Annotated in this window: 13 protein-coding genes and 2 pseudogenes; 14 read left to right on the top strand and 1 reads right to left on the bottom strand. The window is 44.8% G+C overall.

From position 1 onward, the window contains the following. Positions 1-74 precede the first annotated feature (74 nt). Positions 75-599, bottom strand: a complete 525-nt coding sequence (gene hoxE / locus AACU32_RS38015; protein WP_096607392.1) for a bidirectional hydrogenase complex protein HoxE — start codon at positions 597-599, stop codon at positions 75-77. A 502-nt stretch (positions 600-1,101) separates the two neighbouring features. Here hoxE and AACU32_RS38010 point away from each other — a divergent pair. From AACU32_RS38010 to AACU32_RS37945, 14 genes and pseudogenes are all read left to right on the top strand, one after another. Continuing rightward, positions 1,102-1,275: a hypothetical protein gene (locus tag AACU32_RS38010; protein ID WP_339378606.1), complete on the top strand. Its 174-nt coding sequence runs from the start codon at positions 1,102-1,104 to the stop codon at positions 1,273-1,275. 57 nt (positions 1,276-1,332) lie between these two features. Further along, positions 1,333-1,512: a hypothetical protein gene (locus AACU32_RS38005; protein WP_096607391.1), complete on the top strand. Its 180-nt coding sequence runs from the start codon at positions 1,333-1,335 to the stop codon at positions 1,510-1,512. A 170-nt stretch (positions 1,513-1,682) separates the two neighbouring features. Beyond that, complete coding sequence (locus tag AACU32_RS38000; protein ID WP_096607390.1) at positions 1,683-2,090, top strand: beta-lactamase hydrolase domain-containing protein; 408 nt, start codon at positions 1,683-1,685, stop codon at positions 2,088-2,090. Between the two features lie 21 nt (positions 2,091-2,111). Beyond that, entirely contained in the window at positions 2,112-2,246 is a 135-nt protein-coding gene (locus AACU32_RS37995; protein WP_339378605.1) for a hypothetical protein, read from the top strand. Positions 2,247-2,408: 162 nt separating this feature from the next. After that, positions 2,409-5,456, top strand: coding sequence for a cation-translocating P-type ATPase (locus tag AACU32_RS37990; protein ID WP_096607389.1), 3,048 nt, complete (start codon positions 2,409-2,411; stop codon positions 5,454-5,456). Between the two features lie 65 nt (positions 5,457-5,521). Next, positions 5,522-5,710 (top strand): annotated as a pseudogene (locus AACU32_RS37985) (transposase); the annotation flags it as partial. A gap of 277 nt (positions 5,711-5,987) precedes the next feature. Further along, a pseudogene (locus AACU32_RS37980) lies at positions 5,988-6,539 on the top strand (AAA family ATPase); the annotation flags it as partial. Between the two features lie 80 nt (positions 6,540-6,619). Further along, a complete protein-coding gene (locus AACU32_RS37975; RefSeq protein WP_339378604.1) occupies positions 6,620-6,793 on the top strand; it encodes a GvpL/GvpF family gas vesicle protein in 174 nt (57 codons plus the stop codon). Between the two features lie 318 nt (positions 6,794-7,111). Then, on the top strand, positions 7,112-7,330 hold the full coding sequence (gene gvpA, locus AACU32_RS37970) for a gas vesicle structural protein GvpA (RefSeq protein WP_096607388.1): 219 nt from the start codon (positions 7,112-7,114) through the stop codon (positions 7,328-7,330). Positions 7,331-7,462: 132 nt separating this feature from the next. After that, a complete protein-coding gene (locus AACU32_RS37965) occupies positions 7,463-8,815 on the top strand; it encodes a response regulator (protein ID WP_096607387.1) in 1,353 nt (450 codons plus the stop codon). Positions 8,816-8,939: 124 nt separating this feature from the next. Next, positions 8,940-9,302: a response regulator transcription factor gene (locus tag AACU32_RS37960; RefSeq protein WP_096607386.1), complete on the top strand. Its 363-nt coding sequence runs from the start codon at positions 8,940-8,942 to the stop codon at positions 9,300-9,302. Positions 9,303-9,316: 14 nt separating this feature from the next. Further along, positions 9,317-9,853: a chemotaxis protein CheW gene (locus tag AACU32_RS37955; RefSeq protein WP_096607385.1), complete on the top strand. Its 537-nt coding sequence runs from the start codon at positions 9,317-9,319 to the stop codon at positions 9,851-9,853. A 155-nt stretch (positions 9,854-10,008) separates the two neighbouring features. Further along, entirely contained in the window at positions 10,009-14,703 is a 4,695-nt protein-coding gene (locus AACU32_RS37950; RefSeq protein ID WP_096607384.1) for a GAF domain-containing protein, read from the top strand. A 15-nt stretch (positions 14,704-14,718) separates the two neighbouring features. Next, positions 14,719-17,868 (top strand): hybrid sensor histidine kinase/response regulator, encoded by a 3,150-nt coding sequence (locus AACU32_RS37945; RefSeq protein ID WP_096607383.1) that lies wholly within the window; start codon positions 14,719-14,721, stop codon positions 17,866-17,868. Positions 17,869-17,882 lie beyond the last annotated feature (14 nt).

Raw genomic sequence — 17,882 nt, 5'->3', positions numbered from 1 at the left:
AAATTTTCATGTTCGCTAAAGAGGAAACTGAATATTAGGATTGAGGCGATCGCTCTTTTACCTCTAGCCATGCTTTAATGCGTTATACGTAGCCATTCGCAGACTGATTCAGCAGTTTGATTACCTAAGACTGTGCCATCAAACACTACGGCTGGTGCAATTCCACATGCACCCAAACACCTGGCGGTTAATAATGAAACTTGACCATCAGACGTAGTTTCACCAGCACGAATATTTTCCGACTTTTCTAGCTCTGTCAAAATAGTTTGAGAACCTTTGACGTAACAAGCGGTACCCGTACATACCACGCAGGTATGCACGCCACTAGGTGCAAGTGAAAATAAATGGTAGAAAGTAGCCACCCCATAAACTCGACTAGGCGGCAATTTCAAACTGTGAGCAACGTAAAGTAATACATCAGTTTCTAAAAATCCAAAGAGTTCCTGCGCTTTATGCAGTATTTCAATCAATGCATCTTGCTGATACTGGTAGCGTTTGATAGTTGCATCCAGCATCTTAAAGCGTTTATCACCGCTAGAGTGGTTTGCTGAAGGCGCTTTTTTCGGGTTTTTCGTTTGAGATGCAGATGCTGGATTCATAAATTTGAACCTTTGTATAAGCAGTTCGATATAGCTTCCGCGCACTTAAGTTTATAGGGCAATAATTTGAGGAACTTGTGAGGATGCAAGAATTGGGCATCCCTTCGGCTTCTCTTCGAGACGCTACGCGCTAAGCGAAGCTATGCCGAAGGCTTTACGCTCAGGGCAAGTGGGCATTGGGCATCCCTTCGGCTTCGCCTAACGGAGACGCTGCGCGAACGCTCAGGGCAAGTGGGCATTGGGCATGGCGAAGAGATGCTGGAGATGAGGAAGAAAACTCCCCACACTCCCTCATCTCCCTTGTCCCTCTCATTCCCCTCATTCCCTTGATCCCTCACAACTTCCTCAAATTGTTTTCATAAGATGAGAGTCAAGCCAACATAAAATGACTACCAAAATCTGGAAGGGACAATGCATCGTTGTAGCGCTACTGTGCTTGGCGCAATAGCGCTAGCAGCAAAAATTTAAAAAAGATTATTGACAGAATGTGCAGGAGCTAGCCATGAAAACCCAACATGATTATTTCAGACACAATGAAGTCCTCATAGGTTTGGTGCTAGTTCTGCTAACGGTAGTAGGAGTAACTTCTTGGTGGACGTGGCACACCACAAAACCTGACTATCTTACACCGTTTACTGTTCCTTCCGCACAAGAGATATATCAGGTGTTTGTTTAGGTTTGTTAGTGAGTCAATTTTCCTGTAAAACTTTTTAACGATCAAGGAGAAGAATCTATGTCTACTACCAGCAAAATTGGTCAATTTTTCCAATCTATTGGAGAATTAATTCAAAAAGTCATTCAATTTATTTATAGTGCAGCCGCCAGAACTTTTAGCCCAAATAATGATGATTACCCAGAGTCAGGAGTACAACCATACGAAGGTGATCCTTCCGTAAAAGGCAAACATTATTAACTAATTCGTAATACTTCGACTTCGCTCAGTACAAGTGACGCTCCTTCTCCCAAGGGGAGACGCTAACGCGAACGTCGCTAACGCTGCGCTAACGTAATTCGTAATTCGTAATACTTCGAGATTATCAATTACGAATTATTTTAATACCCACGCCTAGAGAGGAGGGAGGGATGGATACAATCAAAAAAATTAATGATGATTTGGCGATCGCAGGACAAGTGGCTCCTGAAGAGTTGAAACTATTGGCCCAGCAGGGATATAAGTCTGTACTTAACTTGCGATCGCCTGATGAACAAGGTTTTGAAGATGGTGAGCAACTTTATACTCAGTTATTAGGATTGCATTACGCAAATTTACCCACAAAAATCACCGAAATTAATCCCCAACTTGCTATCAAAGTCCTACAAAAAATTGCGGAAATGCCTAAACCAACCTTGATTCATTGTGATAGTGCAGTGAGGGCGATCGCAATGGTGTTAATGTATATCGCTACCAAACAAGGTGTGTCTTTAGAAGCGGCTTTTAAGCAAGCAGAAAATTTTGGTTTACTAGATGATGTAATGAGTGTGAAATCGTGAAAAATAAAGGCTCTAGGGCAGATGGTCACTGAGCGTAGTCGAAGTGACCAAGCAGAAGGTGAAATAAGTTTTACAGCAAGTTATGGTAGTAAACATTATTTACGCGATCGCTTTTTTAAGTTAACTGAAAAAGCCAAAATAAATCTCACTATTTAAAAATAAATTTACCAAACTCAAACCCCTTCTGCCATCTGCTGCCTTGAAAGAGTCATTTGTTATTTCCCCGCGTCAGTGCGTCTTTTTGTCCCTCTTTTATGCATGACGATGAAAAAATTTTCATCGGGACTGCCTTGTTATTATCCAACACCAAAGAAGATCATGGTATCGTCGCATCAACCAATCTGGGCATTACCTGTTGAAGAAGTCTATGAGTCACTAGGTAGCGCTAGTGATGGCTTATCGACAGATGAAGCTGAACGAAGATTTGCACAATTCGGCGCAAATGAGTTACCTGAACCGGCTACACGTCCCCTGTGGCTGCGTTTTACTGACCAACTAACCCATTTTATGGCTTTGCTGCTCTGGGTTGCAGGGATTTTGGCGTTTATTTCCCGGACACCTGAACTCGGTTGGGCAATTTGGGCGGTAATCTGGATTAACGCTATCTTTAGCTTTTGGCAAGAGTTTCAAGCAGAACAGGCGCTAGCAGCTTTAAAAAAAGTATTACCGATGCAGGTGAAAGTGTACCGGGATGGCGAACTCAAGCAAATCCCCTCACGGGAATTGGTGCGTGGCGATGTTATGCAGCTAGAAGAAGGCGATCGCATTTCTGCTGATGCACGTTTGGTATCTGCTGACAACTTGTATTTAGATGTATCGGTGATGACGGGGGAGTCTCTGCCTGTGGGGCGGAGTCCTTACCCAGTAAGGCTACGGGAAACTGTACCGATTCGCGGCGGGAAAACTTTGCTACGTCCGGGGGAGCAACCTTTACAAGAAAATGTGAATCCCTCAGAAATCGCCAACCTGGTTTTAGCTGGCTCGACTGTAGCAGCAGGACGCGCCGTGGCTGTAGTTTATGCCACAGGTGCCCAGACAGAGTTTGGGCAGGTAGCCCATTTGACGACAGTGGTAAAGCGGGAACCAAGTACATTAGAAGTCCAGGTTGCCAGTATCGTGAGGATTATTACTGCGATCGCTGTCAGCATGGGAATTATTATCTTTTTGCTGGCGTACTTCCTGGTGGGGATAGAGGTAAAAGAAAGCTTTATTTTTGCGATCGGCATCATTGTCGCCCTAGTACCAGAAGGATTATTACCAACTGTCACCTTGTCTTTAGCGATCGGTGTCCGCCGGATGGCGCGACGGAATGCCCTAGTAAGGCGGCTTTCATCGGTGGAAACTCTCAGCGCTACAACCGTGATTTGCACAGATAAAACTGGGACATTAACTAAAAATGAAATGACGGTGCGCTATCTCTGGCTACCTCAGAATGGTTTAACTGATGCTTCTAGCCCCAATTCCTTAATTGAACTCACAGGGGCAGGTTACGATCCGACAGTTGGTAAAGTAAATTTACCATCAGATGCTGCTGTAGCGTGGAAAGCGAAGATTTTACTTATCGGCTCTGCCCTTTGTTCTAACGCCCGCCTGATTCATCTTACCGCCCCTAGTCGCTGGCAAGAAATTGGCGATCCGACGGAAGCAGCTTTGCTAGTAGCAGCCGCGAAAGCGGGACTGAATTTAGAAAATTTGCAACAGCAGTTACCGCGCTTACGGGAAATTCCCTTTGATTCTCGCCGCCTGATGATGACGGTGGTGCTAAATTGGCAAGCCGGGGAGTTATGGACAGATGAAAAACTCCACCCACGGATCGGAGTTTTTGGGCATGGGGAAGAAATTACCAATGCCCAATGCCCAATGCCCAAAGCGGCGGGGCGGTTGTCCCTCTCCACCCACGAGGGGATGGAGTTTCCCGCCGCTTTCAATGAATTACCTTATCTAGCTTTTACCAAAGGTGCGCCTTTAGAAGTTTTGAAGCATTGCCATACAATTCTCCACGATGGCACGGTGCAGGAATTAACCCATGAGGCTTGGGATGATGTAGTGCGGGCGAATGATGATTTAGCTAGGCAAGGATTTCGTGTTTTGGGGTTGGCGGCGCGTAGGGGTAGCCAAGATTTGCTGGATCTCAAGGCACAGGATTTAGAGCAAAACCTGATTTTTATTGGTTTGGTAGCCATGTTCGATCCACCCCGAGAAGAAGTTGGGGATGCGATCGCTAAATGTCATCAAGCTGGCATCAAAGTCACAATGGTAACTGGTGATTATGGACTGACTGCGGAAGCGATCGCCCGCAACATCGGTTTGGTGAGCGATAAGGTGCGCGTTGTCACTGGGGAAGGTATGGGACACATCTCTGATGCACAACTGCGGCAAATTGTCAAATACCGCGCTGGTTTAGTGTTTGCCCGGATGTCACCAGAACACAAACTGCGCCTAGTGCAAGCATATAAAGATATTGGGGAAGTAGTAGCAGTCACAGGCGATGGCGTGAACGATGCGCCTGCTCTGCGTGCTGCTAATATCGGGATTGCGATGGGGTTGAATGGCACAGATGTTGCGAGGGAAGCCGCAGACATTGTGCTGACAGATGACAACTTTGCGACAATTGTGGCGGCGATTGAGCAAGGGCGCTCAGTCTATCAGAATATTCGCAAGTTTATGACCTACATTTTGGCATCCAATGTTGCCGAACTTGTGCCATTTCTGGCAATGGTTACCCTAAAAATCCCCCCAGCGTTGATCATTATGCAAATTCTGATTGTGGATTTGGGAACCGATATTATACCAGCCCTAGCATTGGGAGCCGAGCGTGCTGAAGCAGGTACAATGCAGATGCCGCCTCGTGCTAAATCCAAACAACTCCTCGATCGCTCTTTGCTCTTGCGGGCATACTGTTTCTTAGGATTAATCGAAGCAACATTGGGGATGATCGGCTTCTTCATGGTTTGGCAAAGCTACGGTTACAATTTTGCATCATTGCAAGCGATCGCACCAGCAATTCTCTCTCGCACCGCCGAGCCAGCAATTACCCTAATTTATGCTCAAGCCACCACAATGACTTTGGCAATTATCGTTGCTTGTCAAGATGGAAACGTTTTTGCTTGTCGTTCGGAACGCACTTCAATCTTTAAATTAGGATTCTTTTCCAATCCTTTCATCTGGCTGGGAATTGCCACAGAATGGGCATTGATTATTGCCATCATTGACATCCCTCCCCTGCGCCATATCTTCTCCACCTCACCACTGACACTGTTGCAATGTTTATTTTTGCTCATCTGCCCACCAATTTTACTAGGTGCAGAAGAACTACGCAAAGCACTACTCCGTAAACCTCGGCGGCGTAGCCATTTTCAAGGTTAAGTTTCTCAAGGGCGGGGTTTGTTGCCCTACAAATCAATACAGTTCAGTTAGCGCCAAAAACCTGTGCGGTAATTGAGTGGGTGAATGACCATCTCAAAAACCTGTGCCAAATAGAACATTCTCGCCATCGTAGTGTATTTAACTTCTTGGTCAATTTGATGGCAGGTTTGGTCGCTTATACTTATCTTCCTAAAAAACCCTCGCTTGATATTTATCCAAAAGACCTACCTGCTCTACCTCCTGCTGTTTTTTAATTCGTCGAACTCACGTCGTTTATGTTTGCAGTTCGCTACAGGTAATAGTAAGAAGCGCATAAGCATATTAATTTACTCTTGTGTGGATTTATTAAAGCTGTCTTGCAAGACCGTAATAATCCTGATGACATAAATATTAAAGATTACTTAATCTTATGTTGATGCCAAAAAGCGTTGGATTGGAGTTCAGTTAATGCTTATTGACATCTGTATTTTATATTCCAGATGTACAAAAAATTACTTTTACAAAAAGAACTCTTTAAGAGGTACTTAGAGCTTGACAACAGTATTAAATGCATCTCCCGAACAATTTGTCAATACACCTGCTGTTCAACGCATCGCTCAACGTGCTTTGCGCTATCTACAGTCAGGTTTTTCAGTATATTTACGTGGTTCTGCCAAAGTCGGAAAAAGTACTCTGGCAATGCATCTAGCTGATTTGCTCAACCAGCCTATCATCCTCTTATTTGGAGATGATGAGTTTAAAACCTCAGACTTGATTGGTAATCAATTAGGTTACACCCGCAAAAAGGTTGTTGATAACTTCATCCATAGCGTTGTTAAAGTTGAGGATGAACTCCGACAACATTGGGTTGATGCCCGATTAACCCTAGCTTGTAAAGCAGGATTTACGCTGGTTTACGACGAATTCAATCGATCGCACCCGGAGGTAAATAATGTTTTACTCTCCTCAACGAAGGAGAGTTTGTTAGTATTGCCAACAAACCAACATCGAGCCGAGTATATCCGGGTTCATCCTCAGTTTCGGGCAATCTTAACATCAAATCCTCAAGAGTATTGTGGAGTCCATGCAACTGTCCAAAAACTCCACCCAGATGGGGGTGGAGTTTTTCATTTCAAGGCACGCTCAACTCCATTGCGATCGATGTAGTGGAAAATACTCCCCAAATGGACACAATGATCTACAACGCCGCTTACCTAATTCCTTGGGAAGCAGAATCACAATTTAGCGAACAGGTTGAAGCACTCGATCATCAATTTGAAGAACGTTTGCGAATTCGCTACAACAATTTCACTGCCCCCTTTAAATTTGCTCGTCTGCGATTATTCAGTTCCAACTAAACAGCAATAAAAATTGATATTATACCAATTTGAAAATGGATTCACAGAAGTTATATACAGAAGGCAATTCATAAACCGTATGGGAAAGTTTGCTCAAGCTCGTAAATTTGCGAAAATAATCGGAAATCATGTGATTTTTTATTTATTTTTTCTAAAAAAATATTGTAAACTTTTCAGTCTTTTTTGATTATTTGCTATTTATTTTATATTTTTGGGAATACTAAATCCAGGATGAATAAAACACATTGTGTAAATTTTACCTACTGCTCAACCAGAGCAAGATGAAACCAATAATTAAATTTACTTGAGGAAGAGAAAATGGCTGTTGAAAAAGTTAACGCATCTTCTAGTCTGGCTGAAGTTATTGACCATATTTTAGACAAAGGAATTATAGTTGATGCTTGGGTGCGCGTTTCTTTAGTCGGTATTGAATTGCTAGCACTAGAAGCTCGCGTTGTGATTGCTTCAGTTGAAACTTACTTGAGATATGCCGAAGCAGTTGGTTTAACATCTCAGGCTGCTGTTCCAGCTACTTAACACCACACTAGAAGAAGGTAGTCTTTTTGGCTCCCATTTAATGTTTCTAATTAAAAAAATAGGATATTTTAGCTGATGTCTCTCAAGAATTTATGGGAACAAGAGCGCGATATATAAAGAGGTGCGATCATTGTGTATCAATTGTTCAACCAACTTCAAACTAAATTATTCACAGGCAAGCTGAATATTGAAGCAAGGGATGGTCCAACTTGGACGCTATATTTTCGTTTAGGACGATTAATTTGGCAGGCTGGCGGTTCTAATGCCGATGAGCGATGGCGACGACACTTGTTGCAGTACTGTTCTAATCAGTATGTGACAAAGTTGGAACAGCTGATCTCTCCCCAGGAAAGTTATCGCGAGTATTACATTCTTGCTAAGTTGCGAGAACAAAAATTAATCGAACAACAACAACTTGTTAACCTGATTACAAGCTTAATAGCTGAAGTCCTGTTCGATATAATGCAGTACATTGAAACCAAAAGAAATGCCAGCAATCCAGCAGGGAATTTGTCTCATACTACCGTTGTTGGTGAAGTTCCTGGGTTTCTCCTAGCTGTAATACCAACTGAGGAAGTCTTGAAACAGGCTACACAAGCTTGGCAAGAATGGCGAGATGCAGGACTGGCTAGTTTCTCCCCAAATTTATTTCCTGTCATTCAAAAACTTGAGCTACTCCAAGGGCAAGCGTCCTCTAAAGTGATTATTTCTTTAGTTGATGGTACAAAAACTTTACGATATCTAGGGCAAAAAACTGGTCGGGATGTCTTAGCTTTGACTCGGTTATTGATGCCATTGGTAAAAGCAGGGGCGATCGCTTTTTCACCAATTCCAAGCTTGAGAAATGTTGGGATTAGTAAAGAAACTGACAACCCGTCCAGTGCAGTTAATAATTCTAATTCTTCACTGAACACAGAAGAGAACACTTTTTTACAAGTTGCACCCAATATCACAAAGACTGCCCCCCCAGCGACTAGCAAAGAAATTGTCAATTCGTCCAGTGTAGTTAATCATTTAAATTCTTCACTGAACACAGAAGAGAACACTTTATTACAAGTTGCACCCAATATCACAAAGACTGCCCCCCCAGCGACTAGCAAAGCAATTACTGATGTCTCAAGACCTTTAGTAGCCTGTGTGGATGATAGTCCGGTGATCTGTCGCACTCTGGAGGGACTTTTGATCCATCAAGGTTATCGCTTTGTTGGCATTCAAGAGTCCTTGACGGCAGTTTTAAAGCTCATTAAAAGCAAGCCCGACTTCATTTTTTTGGATATTTTAATGCCAACAGTGAATGGCTATGAAATTTGTGCTCAAATCCGTAAAACTCCCAGTCTCAAAGATGTGCCGATTGTCATCTTAACGGGGAAAGACGGACTAGTAGATCGGATGCGAGCAAAATTAGTGGGGGCAAGTGATTTTTTGAGTAAACCCATAGAGCCAAATAAAGTACTCGATGTGCTTGAGAAGTATTTAAAAGTTTAGGTTGAAGCCACAGCCTTACCAGTGGCTCCCCTATACCCATTTTCACGGCAGATTTTGAGTAGGTGTTAATTTATTTGTCGCAATCATTGCTTCAAATTCTGGATGAAAATATCAGTAAATAAAAATGAAAAAAGTTCTTTTAGTTGAAGATAGCCTCACAGAATCCGAAAAGATGACACGTTACCTGGAGCAAGGAGGATATTCAGTTTATGAAGTTCGCAGTGGTGAAGAGGCTCAACTCAGGTTGAAACAACAAAAACCTGACTTGATCTTACTAGATTTGATTTTGCCAGGACAAAGTGGATTTGAGTTCTGCCGCAAGTTGAAAGCCGATCCCACAACAAAAGTAATCCCGGTAGTGATTTGCTCAACTAAAAACACAGAAGTTGATAAAACTTGGGGCACTATGAGTGGTGCCGATGGTTATTTAATCAAACCTGTAGATGAAAAGATTTTGCTCCAGACTGTTAGTAAATTTATTCGCTAAAGGAAACTGGGGCAATGGTACAGGTCAATGATAGCTTTAGAGCGCTACCCATTAACAGCCAATTTCGTCTTGTTGAAAACTCTCCCCAAGGAAACAAGCAAAGGTTTTTAAGATTTCCGTTGAATGGAAAGGTGAATGGTTTACTCCCACTAGCTGATTTGCGGGGAGTAATTCACGTTCCACTCACAGAGATTTTACCAGTACCACAGGTAGCAGAATGCTTGTTAGGCATAATGAATTGGCGGGGAGAAGCTATCTGGATTCTTGATGTAGCAGGTTTACTGGGAGCAATACACTGGTGTCGGCGAGAAAGCGTGCGAAAATCTGGCATGGCGATGCTTGTTCAAGTCCAGAATCAAACTGTCGGGCTGTTGGTGGAGCAAGTCCATACCATTGAAGTGTATAACCCCCAAGAGCGGTTTGCGATTTCGGCATCAATGTTACCCGCCCGACTAGGCTCGTTCTTGCAGGGTTACTTTATAGATTCTCAAGGTAGCCCTTTGATGTTAATTGATACCCATGTTGTGATTCAAACTTTTCAGTCTCTTTAAAGTTCAGAGCTTCCTACCCTACTTTGTAACTACGGTAACGCCAAGGGCTGACGCAGAGAGCCTTCTGTACATTGAAGCTATTCTAGAAAGGTTATAGTAGCCTCCGCTCTACCTTCTAGTTATTGACTCCGACAACCTTAATAGCAAGAAAAATTATGGTAAAGCAACACAATCTTACACCCAGCCAACCACATTCAAATTCTAGCAACGGTAATAAGGACACCAGTAACGGGCATACCGTTGATGTACCAGCAAAACAGCAAATCATCTCCACTTTAAAAGAATTGCTAACCGAACTGGATCAAGCTGATTGGGCAGAAATAGAGCCATTGCAACAGAGAATCTACAAGTTAAAAGAACTGGTAAATGTGTTGCCGTTGCCATATCAAGACACAGATGGATTAGAGGTAGAGCAAGTACAGGAGATCGCCAGTAAAATCCGCCAATTTTCCGATCTAGATACCTTGCTTGCCACTGCTGTCATGGAGATACAAAGCGCCCTGCAAGCCGATCGCGTGGTGGTGTATGAGTTTACCAATCCGACGCTAGGGATAGTTGCTGCGGAGGCTATGAGAGATGGCTTTACCCCAATGCTGAAGGAAAAACTGCCCGCCGTCACTTTTGGGTTAAGTTCTACCACACTTTATCAACAAGAAAAATTAGTAGCGATCGCGGATACCTACACTGCAAGCTTGTCTCTTTACCAAAAGCAGCTCGTGGATCGGTTTCAGATCAGAGCTTGTTTGAGCTTGCCGATTTTAACAAAAGATGGGGTTTGGGGTTTGTTGGTAGTGCAGCAATGCACCGCACCTCACCAGTGGCAGAATGCGGAAATTCGCTCACTAAAATTGCTCGCACAGGAATTAGAAGCTCAACTGCAAGTTGCTGTGATTCAAGCTACATTGCAACAAGAAGTGGAAAAAGACCAAATCCTGACCGGTGTAGCCAATAAAATTCTCCAGTCCAAAGATGCGGATACCATCTTTCGCGTTGCCACCCAAGAAGTGCGACAGTCATTAAAATGCGATCGCGTGGCAATCTATCGTTTCCAGCCAGATTGGAGTGGGGAATTTGTTGCTGAATCTGCTGGTTCTGAGTGGGTTTCTCTCTTAGAAGAACAGCGAAACAATCCAGCAATTGTCAAGAACGTTAACTATTGCAGTGTGAGGAACCTTGCAGACGCGGGGGGATTAGTTGGGTCAACAGGGCGATCGCACGATAGCTACATTCAACACACCCAAGGCAAAACTTTCCATCGCGGACAAATTTATCGAGTTACTAATGATATCTACAGTGCTGGTTTTTCAGACTGCTATATCAAAGTTTTAGAAAGCTATCAAGCCAAAGCATACATTATTGTTGCCATCTTTCAGGGAGAACAATTGTGGGGCTTGCTTGCTGCTTATCAAAATTCCGGCCCTCGTCAGTGGAAAGATAGTGAAGTTCGACTGATGGTGCAGGTGGCATCTTTGTCTAGTATTGCTATTCAACAGTTGCAATATCAGCAACAACTTTATAACCGTTCTGAAGAGTCAGCCAAACTAATTGAACGAGAACGTACTGTTTTCCGCATTATCGAAAAGATTGGGCAAGCAACGGATATTCACAACATTTTCCGCACTGCAACCCAAGATTTGCGTCGATTTTTAAAATGCGATCGCGTTGTCGTTTATCAATTTTATCCAAATTGGAGTGGCGAAATTATTGCTGAATCTGTGGCTGCTGGTTGGTTGTCACTGTTGGAGATGCAGGAACAAGACGGCATTTTAAAAACAGGTCTGATGTCTTCAGAGCGTTGCACTGTTAAGGAATATGGCTCCCCTGTGAAACCTGATGCCGATACCTATCTTAAAGAAACCCAGGGTGGAATCTACGCCAAAGGAACGCGCTTCCGTAAAGTCAACGATATTTATGCTGCTGGTTTTTCACCTTGTTATTTAGAAACATTAGAGAAGTTCCAAGCCAAAGCGTACATTATTGTTCCCATCTTCCGCACTGGTAAGCTTTGGGGTTTGTTAGCAGCTTATCAAAATTCTGATGTTCGCAAATGGACTGAAGAAGAGACTGGTGCTTTGTTGCAGATCTGTGAACCGTTGAGTATTGCCCTCCAGCAAGCTGAATATATCGAACAGCTACGGTTAAAAAATCTAGAAATGACCCAAGTAGCTGAAGTAGAAAACGCCATTGCGCGAATGGCAGAGAGAATGCGTCAATCCCAACAGCTAGAAACGCTCTACCGCACTACTTTGGTAGAATTGCGGCAGTTGTTTAAATGCGATCGCCTCGCAATATATCGCTTCAACTCTGACTGGGGTGGTGAATTTATTGCCGAATCTGTAGGAAGTGACTGGGTGCCTCTGGTTGGCCCCGATATCAAAACCGAATGGAAAGACGAACACCTACAGCAAACCCAAGGCGGACGCTATCGCAATAATGAAACTTTTGTCGTCAATGACATCTACACTGTTGGTCATGCCCAGTGCCACATCGACCTGCTGGAACAGTTCCAGGTTAAAGCCTACACCATCGCTCCTATTTTTGCTGGCAACAAACTTTGGGGTTTGTTAGGAGCTTACCAAAATAGCGGCCCCCGCCAGTGGAATTCTGATGAGGTGCGATTGCTGACCAAATTGGGCATTCAGTTGGGGTTAAGCGTCCAGCAAGCAGAGTATATCGAACAGCTCAAGAAGAAGAACACAGAGTTAGCGCGAACCGCAGAAGGGGAACGAGCCTTGACAAGGCTGGCAGAAAAAATTCGCCAAGCTCAAGAGCTAGATACAATTTTCCGCAATGCCCTACCAGAGTTGCGATCGCACTTGGAATGCGATCGCCTGGCAGTGTATCGCTTCAATCCAGATTGGGGTGGGGAGTTTATTGCCGAATCTGTAAGTCGTGAATGGGTAGCTTTGGTTGGCCCCGATATCAAGACTGTGTGGGAAGACGAACACCTACAACAAACCCAAGGTGGACGCTATCGCAACAATGAAACTTTTGTAATTAATGATATTTACACTTCTGGTCATGCCCAGTGCCACATAAAAATTCTCGAGCAATTCCAGATGAGAGCCTATATCATCACCCCGATTATTGCCGGAAACAAGCTCTGGGGTTTGTTAGGGGCATATCAGAATGACGGGCCAAGGCAATGGCAAGATAATGAAATTAGCTTTGTCACGAAAATCGGCACGCAGTTTGGAGTTGCCGTCCAGCAATCCCAATACTTACAACAAACCTTAAGCAAGAATGAGGAACTGACAAAACTGGCAGAACGGGAAGTAGCAAACGCCCGATTTTCCTATCGCCTGCCAAGTCGGTTAACAGAGATGGCCCAAAGTCATGGTGATGTTCTGGAATTTGTCCAGTTCGCAACCCACGAACTTCGTCAACTGCTCAAAGTAGATCGAGTTGGAGTTTACCGTTTTGAGCCTGATTGGTCTGGAGAATTTGTCGTTGAGTCTGTGAGCGGGGATTGGCCTAAGCTTGTGGGAACTAGCCTTGCCAGAGTTAGAGATACCTATCTCCAGTACAACCAAGGAGGGCGTTATGCCCGCAAGGAAAGTTTGCGGGTTGACAATATATATACTGTCGGTCATGACGAATGTCACATCCAATTGTTAGAACTGTGGGGAACTAAAGCCTACATGATTTCTCCGATTTTTCAAGAAAATCGGCTCTGGGGGTTGATGGGAGTTTATCAAAATAGCGCCCCGCGCCAGTGGGAGCAATCCGAGGAAGATGTTCTCAACCAAGCCAGTGTCCAGATTGGTCTTGCCCTCAATCTTGCAGATTACCTAACACAGGTGCGTACTCAAGAGCAGCAACTAGCAGAAGCAGCAGAGCGCGAACGCACTGCACGGGAAAAACTGCAACAAGGAGCAATCCGCGTTCTCATGGCTTTAGAACCATCCTTCAGAGGCGATCTCACCGTTCGCGCTCCCCTATCTGAAGATGAAATTGGGACGATCGCCGATGGTTACAACACTACGATCCAAAGTTTGCGAGATTTAGTGCGACAAGTGCAGATTGCTGCTGGCAGGGTAAGTGAAAATTCCAGCAATAACACTACCTCAGTAGTAAAACTATCTGACCAAGCTCAACAGCAGGCAGAACGGCTCGAACACGCTCTGGAACAATTACAAATGATGGTAACTTCCACCCAGATAGTCGCTGCTGATGCCCAAAGAGTAGGACAGGCGGTTCAAAGAGCTAATAATACCGTCCAAGCTGGTGATTCCCTGATGGAAAGAACCGTAGATGGCATTTTGGAGATTCGGGAAACCGTGTCGGAAACAGCGAAGAAGATTAAACGCCTCGGTGAAGCTTCTCAGAAAATCTCGAAAGTAGTGAGTCTGATTGAAAACTTTGCCACTCAAACTAATTTGCTGGCTCTCAATGCTGCGATCGAGGCTACCCGTGCCGGAGAGTATGGCAAAGGCTTTGCGGTGGTTGCAGATGAAGTTCGTTCCCTGGCTTATCAGTCCGCTAGTGCCACCACAGAAATTGAGCGACTCGTGCAAGAAATTCAAGCTGGTACCAACGAAGTTACCGAAGCAATGGAAATAGGGATTACCCAAGTTGTCCAAGGCTCGAACTTGATCGATGAGACTCGTCATTCCCTCAGTGCGATCGTGGTAGCTACCAACGAAATTGGTGGACTGGTGCAAGGAATTACCCAAGCAGTTTCCCATCAAAGTCAGCAATCCCAGATGTTGACAGAGGCGATGATGGATGTTTCGGCGATCGCCCGCAAGACTTCAGAAAGTGCCATCCACATTTCCGAGTCTTTTGAGGAACTACGGATGACTTCACAACAACTGGAAACCAGCGTTAGCCAGTTCAAAGTTGACTAATCTCGCAAAACTGTTATGAACCCCGATCCCAGTAGTCAAGAGCAGCTAGAGCAGGCTTTTCTTGCTGAAGCAGCAGAGTTGTTGCAAACCATTGAGCAGAGTCTTATCGGTCTACTTGATGAAAAAACAGTAGAAAGAGTTCACGCCTTGATGCGCAGCGCCCATACACTCAAAGGGAGTGCTGCCAGTGTTGGACAGGAAACGATTAAGACAATCGCCCATCATTTGGAAGATGTATTCCAGGCGTTATATGCTCCTGAACTAGAAATCGATCCAGAATTGGGCGCTTTGCTTCTAGATGCTTATGAGTGCCTGCGAACTCCATTGAGTGCAACTCTGATGGGCTTAACCTGCAATGAGGCAGAAATACTCGATCGAACTGCCTCAATCTTCGCCCAACTCCAACATAAACTAGGCGACTTTTTTGGTCGTGAGGCTCCGCTTCCCAGTTCGGAAGAACTTGGCTTTGATGTGGTAGAGTCAATCTTTTCCGGGAGTGTACTCCAGGATTTGCAACAGCTTGAAGCTGACATCCAAAGCCAAGATCCGCAACAAATTCAAACAACACTCAACTCCCAAGCAGAATTTTTTGCCGAACTAGCAGCATCTTATAGCTTATCTGGATTGGAAGAAATTGCTCAGGCGACCCTAAAGGCGCTGAACCACCATCCAGACAAACTACTGCAAATCGCTGAGGTGGCTTTAGAAAATTTTAAAGCGGCTCAAGCAGCAATACTTGCAGGCGATCGCACTCAAGGGGGAGAGATATCTCCACAATTGCGAGAATGGGCAGGACTAACTACTCTTATCCAAGAGCTGCAAGGGCAGCCAGTTTCAATTGCTACTCAAGCAACACAAACGGCTACAACTGAGAACAAGGAATCGCCCTACTCTAGTGCTGTCGAATCCGAATCATTTTGGTCGTTTTTCCCGAATCGAACTGATAACTCCGTACCGAAAGCACTGGAGGTACTGGAACCGATTTCTCAGGATTCGGTAGTAGCCCCCTCTGCCATAGATCGGATTTTACAGTCAATCTGGACAGGAGATCCACAGACATCCTACCGATACTCATACTCAGAGCAGCAAGCCTCTCCAACACCAGCACCAAGCCTCCAGGCTCAGTCATCGGCATCACTTCCCAGTATCCGAGTAGCGATTGAACAGCTTGATCGCCTCAGCCACACGATTGGGGAATTGCTAATCAACGAAAACCAACAAAACCTGCAATCTAACCACATCCACAAAGCAGCTCAAGACACTCTACTACAGTTTTTGTACTGTCAACAACAACTTAGTAAAGTTTTTACTTGGTCGGATCGACATCTGCTGCTTCCCGAACGCAAGCAGCGACATATACATGGCTCTCCACGCTCAGTTCCAACTACCGAGGCACAATCCAATTTTGATGCCTTAGAAATGGATAACTATAGCGAGTTGCACATTCTCCTGCAAAATCTTACAGAAGACATGGTGCAATTAGGAGAACGGATTGAGGCTGTTAATGGCTTAGTTCAGCAATCTCGCTTCAGTCTCGGAAAGCGCAAGCAACTGCTTTCAGGAGCGCAGGAAGATTTGCTGCAAGCCAGAATGGTTCCACTGGGAACAGTGTTGAATCGATTACCCCGCCTCCTGCAACAGATGGTAGCAACTTATCATAAGCCTGTTGAACTCAAGCTTGGCGGTACGAAGGTACTGGTGGATAAAGCCATTTCTGAGCAGTTGTACGATCCTTTGCTGCACATGATTCGCAATGCTTTCGATCATGGCATTGAACCGGTAGAAACCCGCCGCCAGCAAGGTAAACCAGAAACCGGAACAATTACAATTCAAGCGTATAATCAAGGTAACCGCACTACTATTGAGGTACGGGATGATGGTCGAGGCTTAAACTGGGAATCGGTTCGGCAGCGAGCTATAGAAAAACACCTGCTGACTCCCGAACAAGCCGCCTACGCCTCAGAAGACCAACTGGCAGAGTTATTATTTGAACCAGGCTTTTCTACCGCCAAGCAGATTGGTGAGTTATCTGGCCGTGGTATCGGCTTAGATGTGGTTCGCACTCAATTGCAAGCTTTACAAGGTTCGATTGTAGTGCGATCGATTTCCGGGCAGGGAACCACCTTCATCCTGCAATTGCCTCTGAGCTTGACAACAGCACGCTTGCTCGTTTGCCAATCTCAAGGTATTACTTATGCCTTGCTATCTGAAGGAATTAGCCAGGTTTTATTACCACAGCCAGAGCAGATTCAAGCCCAGCAATCTTTACACGGGCAAGGCATCCAAGAATTCTGGCAGTGGGAACAAGGGGAAAGTCAGCAACTAGTTCCCATCCGCCCGCTGGCCAATTTGGTGGATTACAAATATCCTTTATTCACCCAAGACCAAAATTTAACTCTAAGTCCTTTTCCAGTCAAACAACGGAACACCGTCGAACCTCTGCTGCTGTTGCAAACAGAGCATCAATACCTGTGTTTGCAAGTCGAGCAGATTTTAGTCGAGCAGGAATTAGTGATTAAATCCCTCGGTAGAGTCCTGACTTTACCTAGTTACATCCAAGGCTACAGTGTGTTGGGAAATGGTAGCCTGACTTTAATCATTGACCCGTTGGAGTTAGTTCGTCAAGCCTGGGAGACAGATATGATGCAGACTTCCCCAGCATCAAGTTTTGCAAATAAACTATTGCCCGCGCCTGAGCCTGTGCTTGCTCTAGAGGGGCAGCAATCCCAGCTAACTCTAACACAACCACAGCAACAAGCAATGGAAGTCAATACAGCCGTTGCGCAACCTAGCCGAATGGCGGTGTTAGTGGTGGAAGATTCGGTTGTACAAAGGCAAAGTTTGGTGCAGACGCTCCAGAAAGCTGGTTATCAAGTGTTGCAAGCCGGCGATGGTCGAGAGGCGATCGCGCAAATGCTTCAGCATGGTGATGTTGATTTAGTGATTTGTGACATTGAAATGCCGCAGATGAATGGATTTGAGTTTTTAGAACACCGTCGCCAAGACGAGCGTTTGTCGGAGATTCCTGTAGTGATGCTGACTACTCGTAGCGGACAGAAGCACCGTCAATTAGCTTTCGCTTTAGGGGCGAAAGCTTATCTGACCAAACCCTATTCAGAACAGGACTTCCTAGCCACGATCGCTGAACTGGTTAATACCCCTTAGCCCCCACCCGTAAC

Origin of the sequence: Calothrix sp. NIES-2100, assembly GCF_963875285.1 — a bacterium.
GTDB lineage: Bacteria > Cyanobacteriota > Cyanobacteriia > Cyanobacteriales > Nostocaceae > Aulosira.
This window is presented reverse-complemented; position numbering and strand designations above follow the sequence as displayed.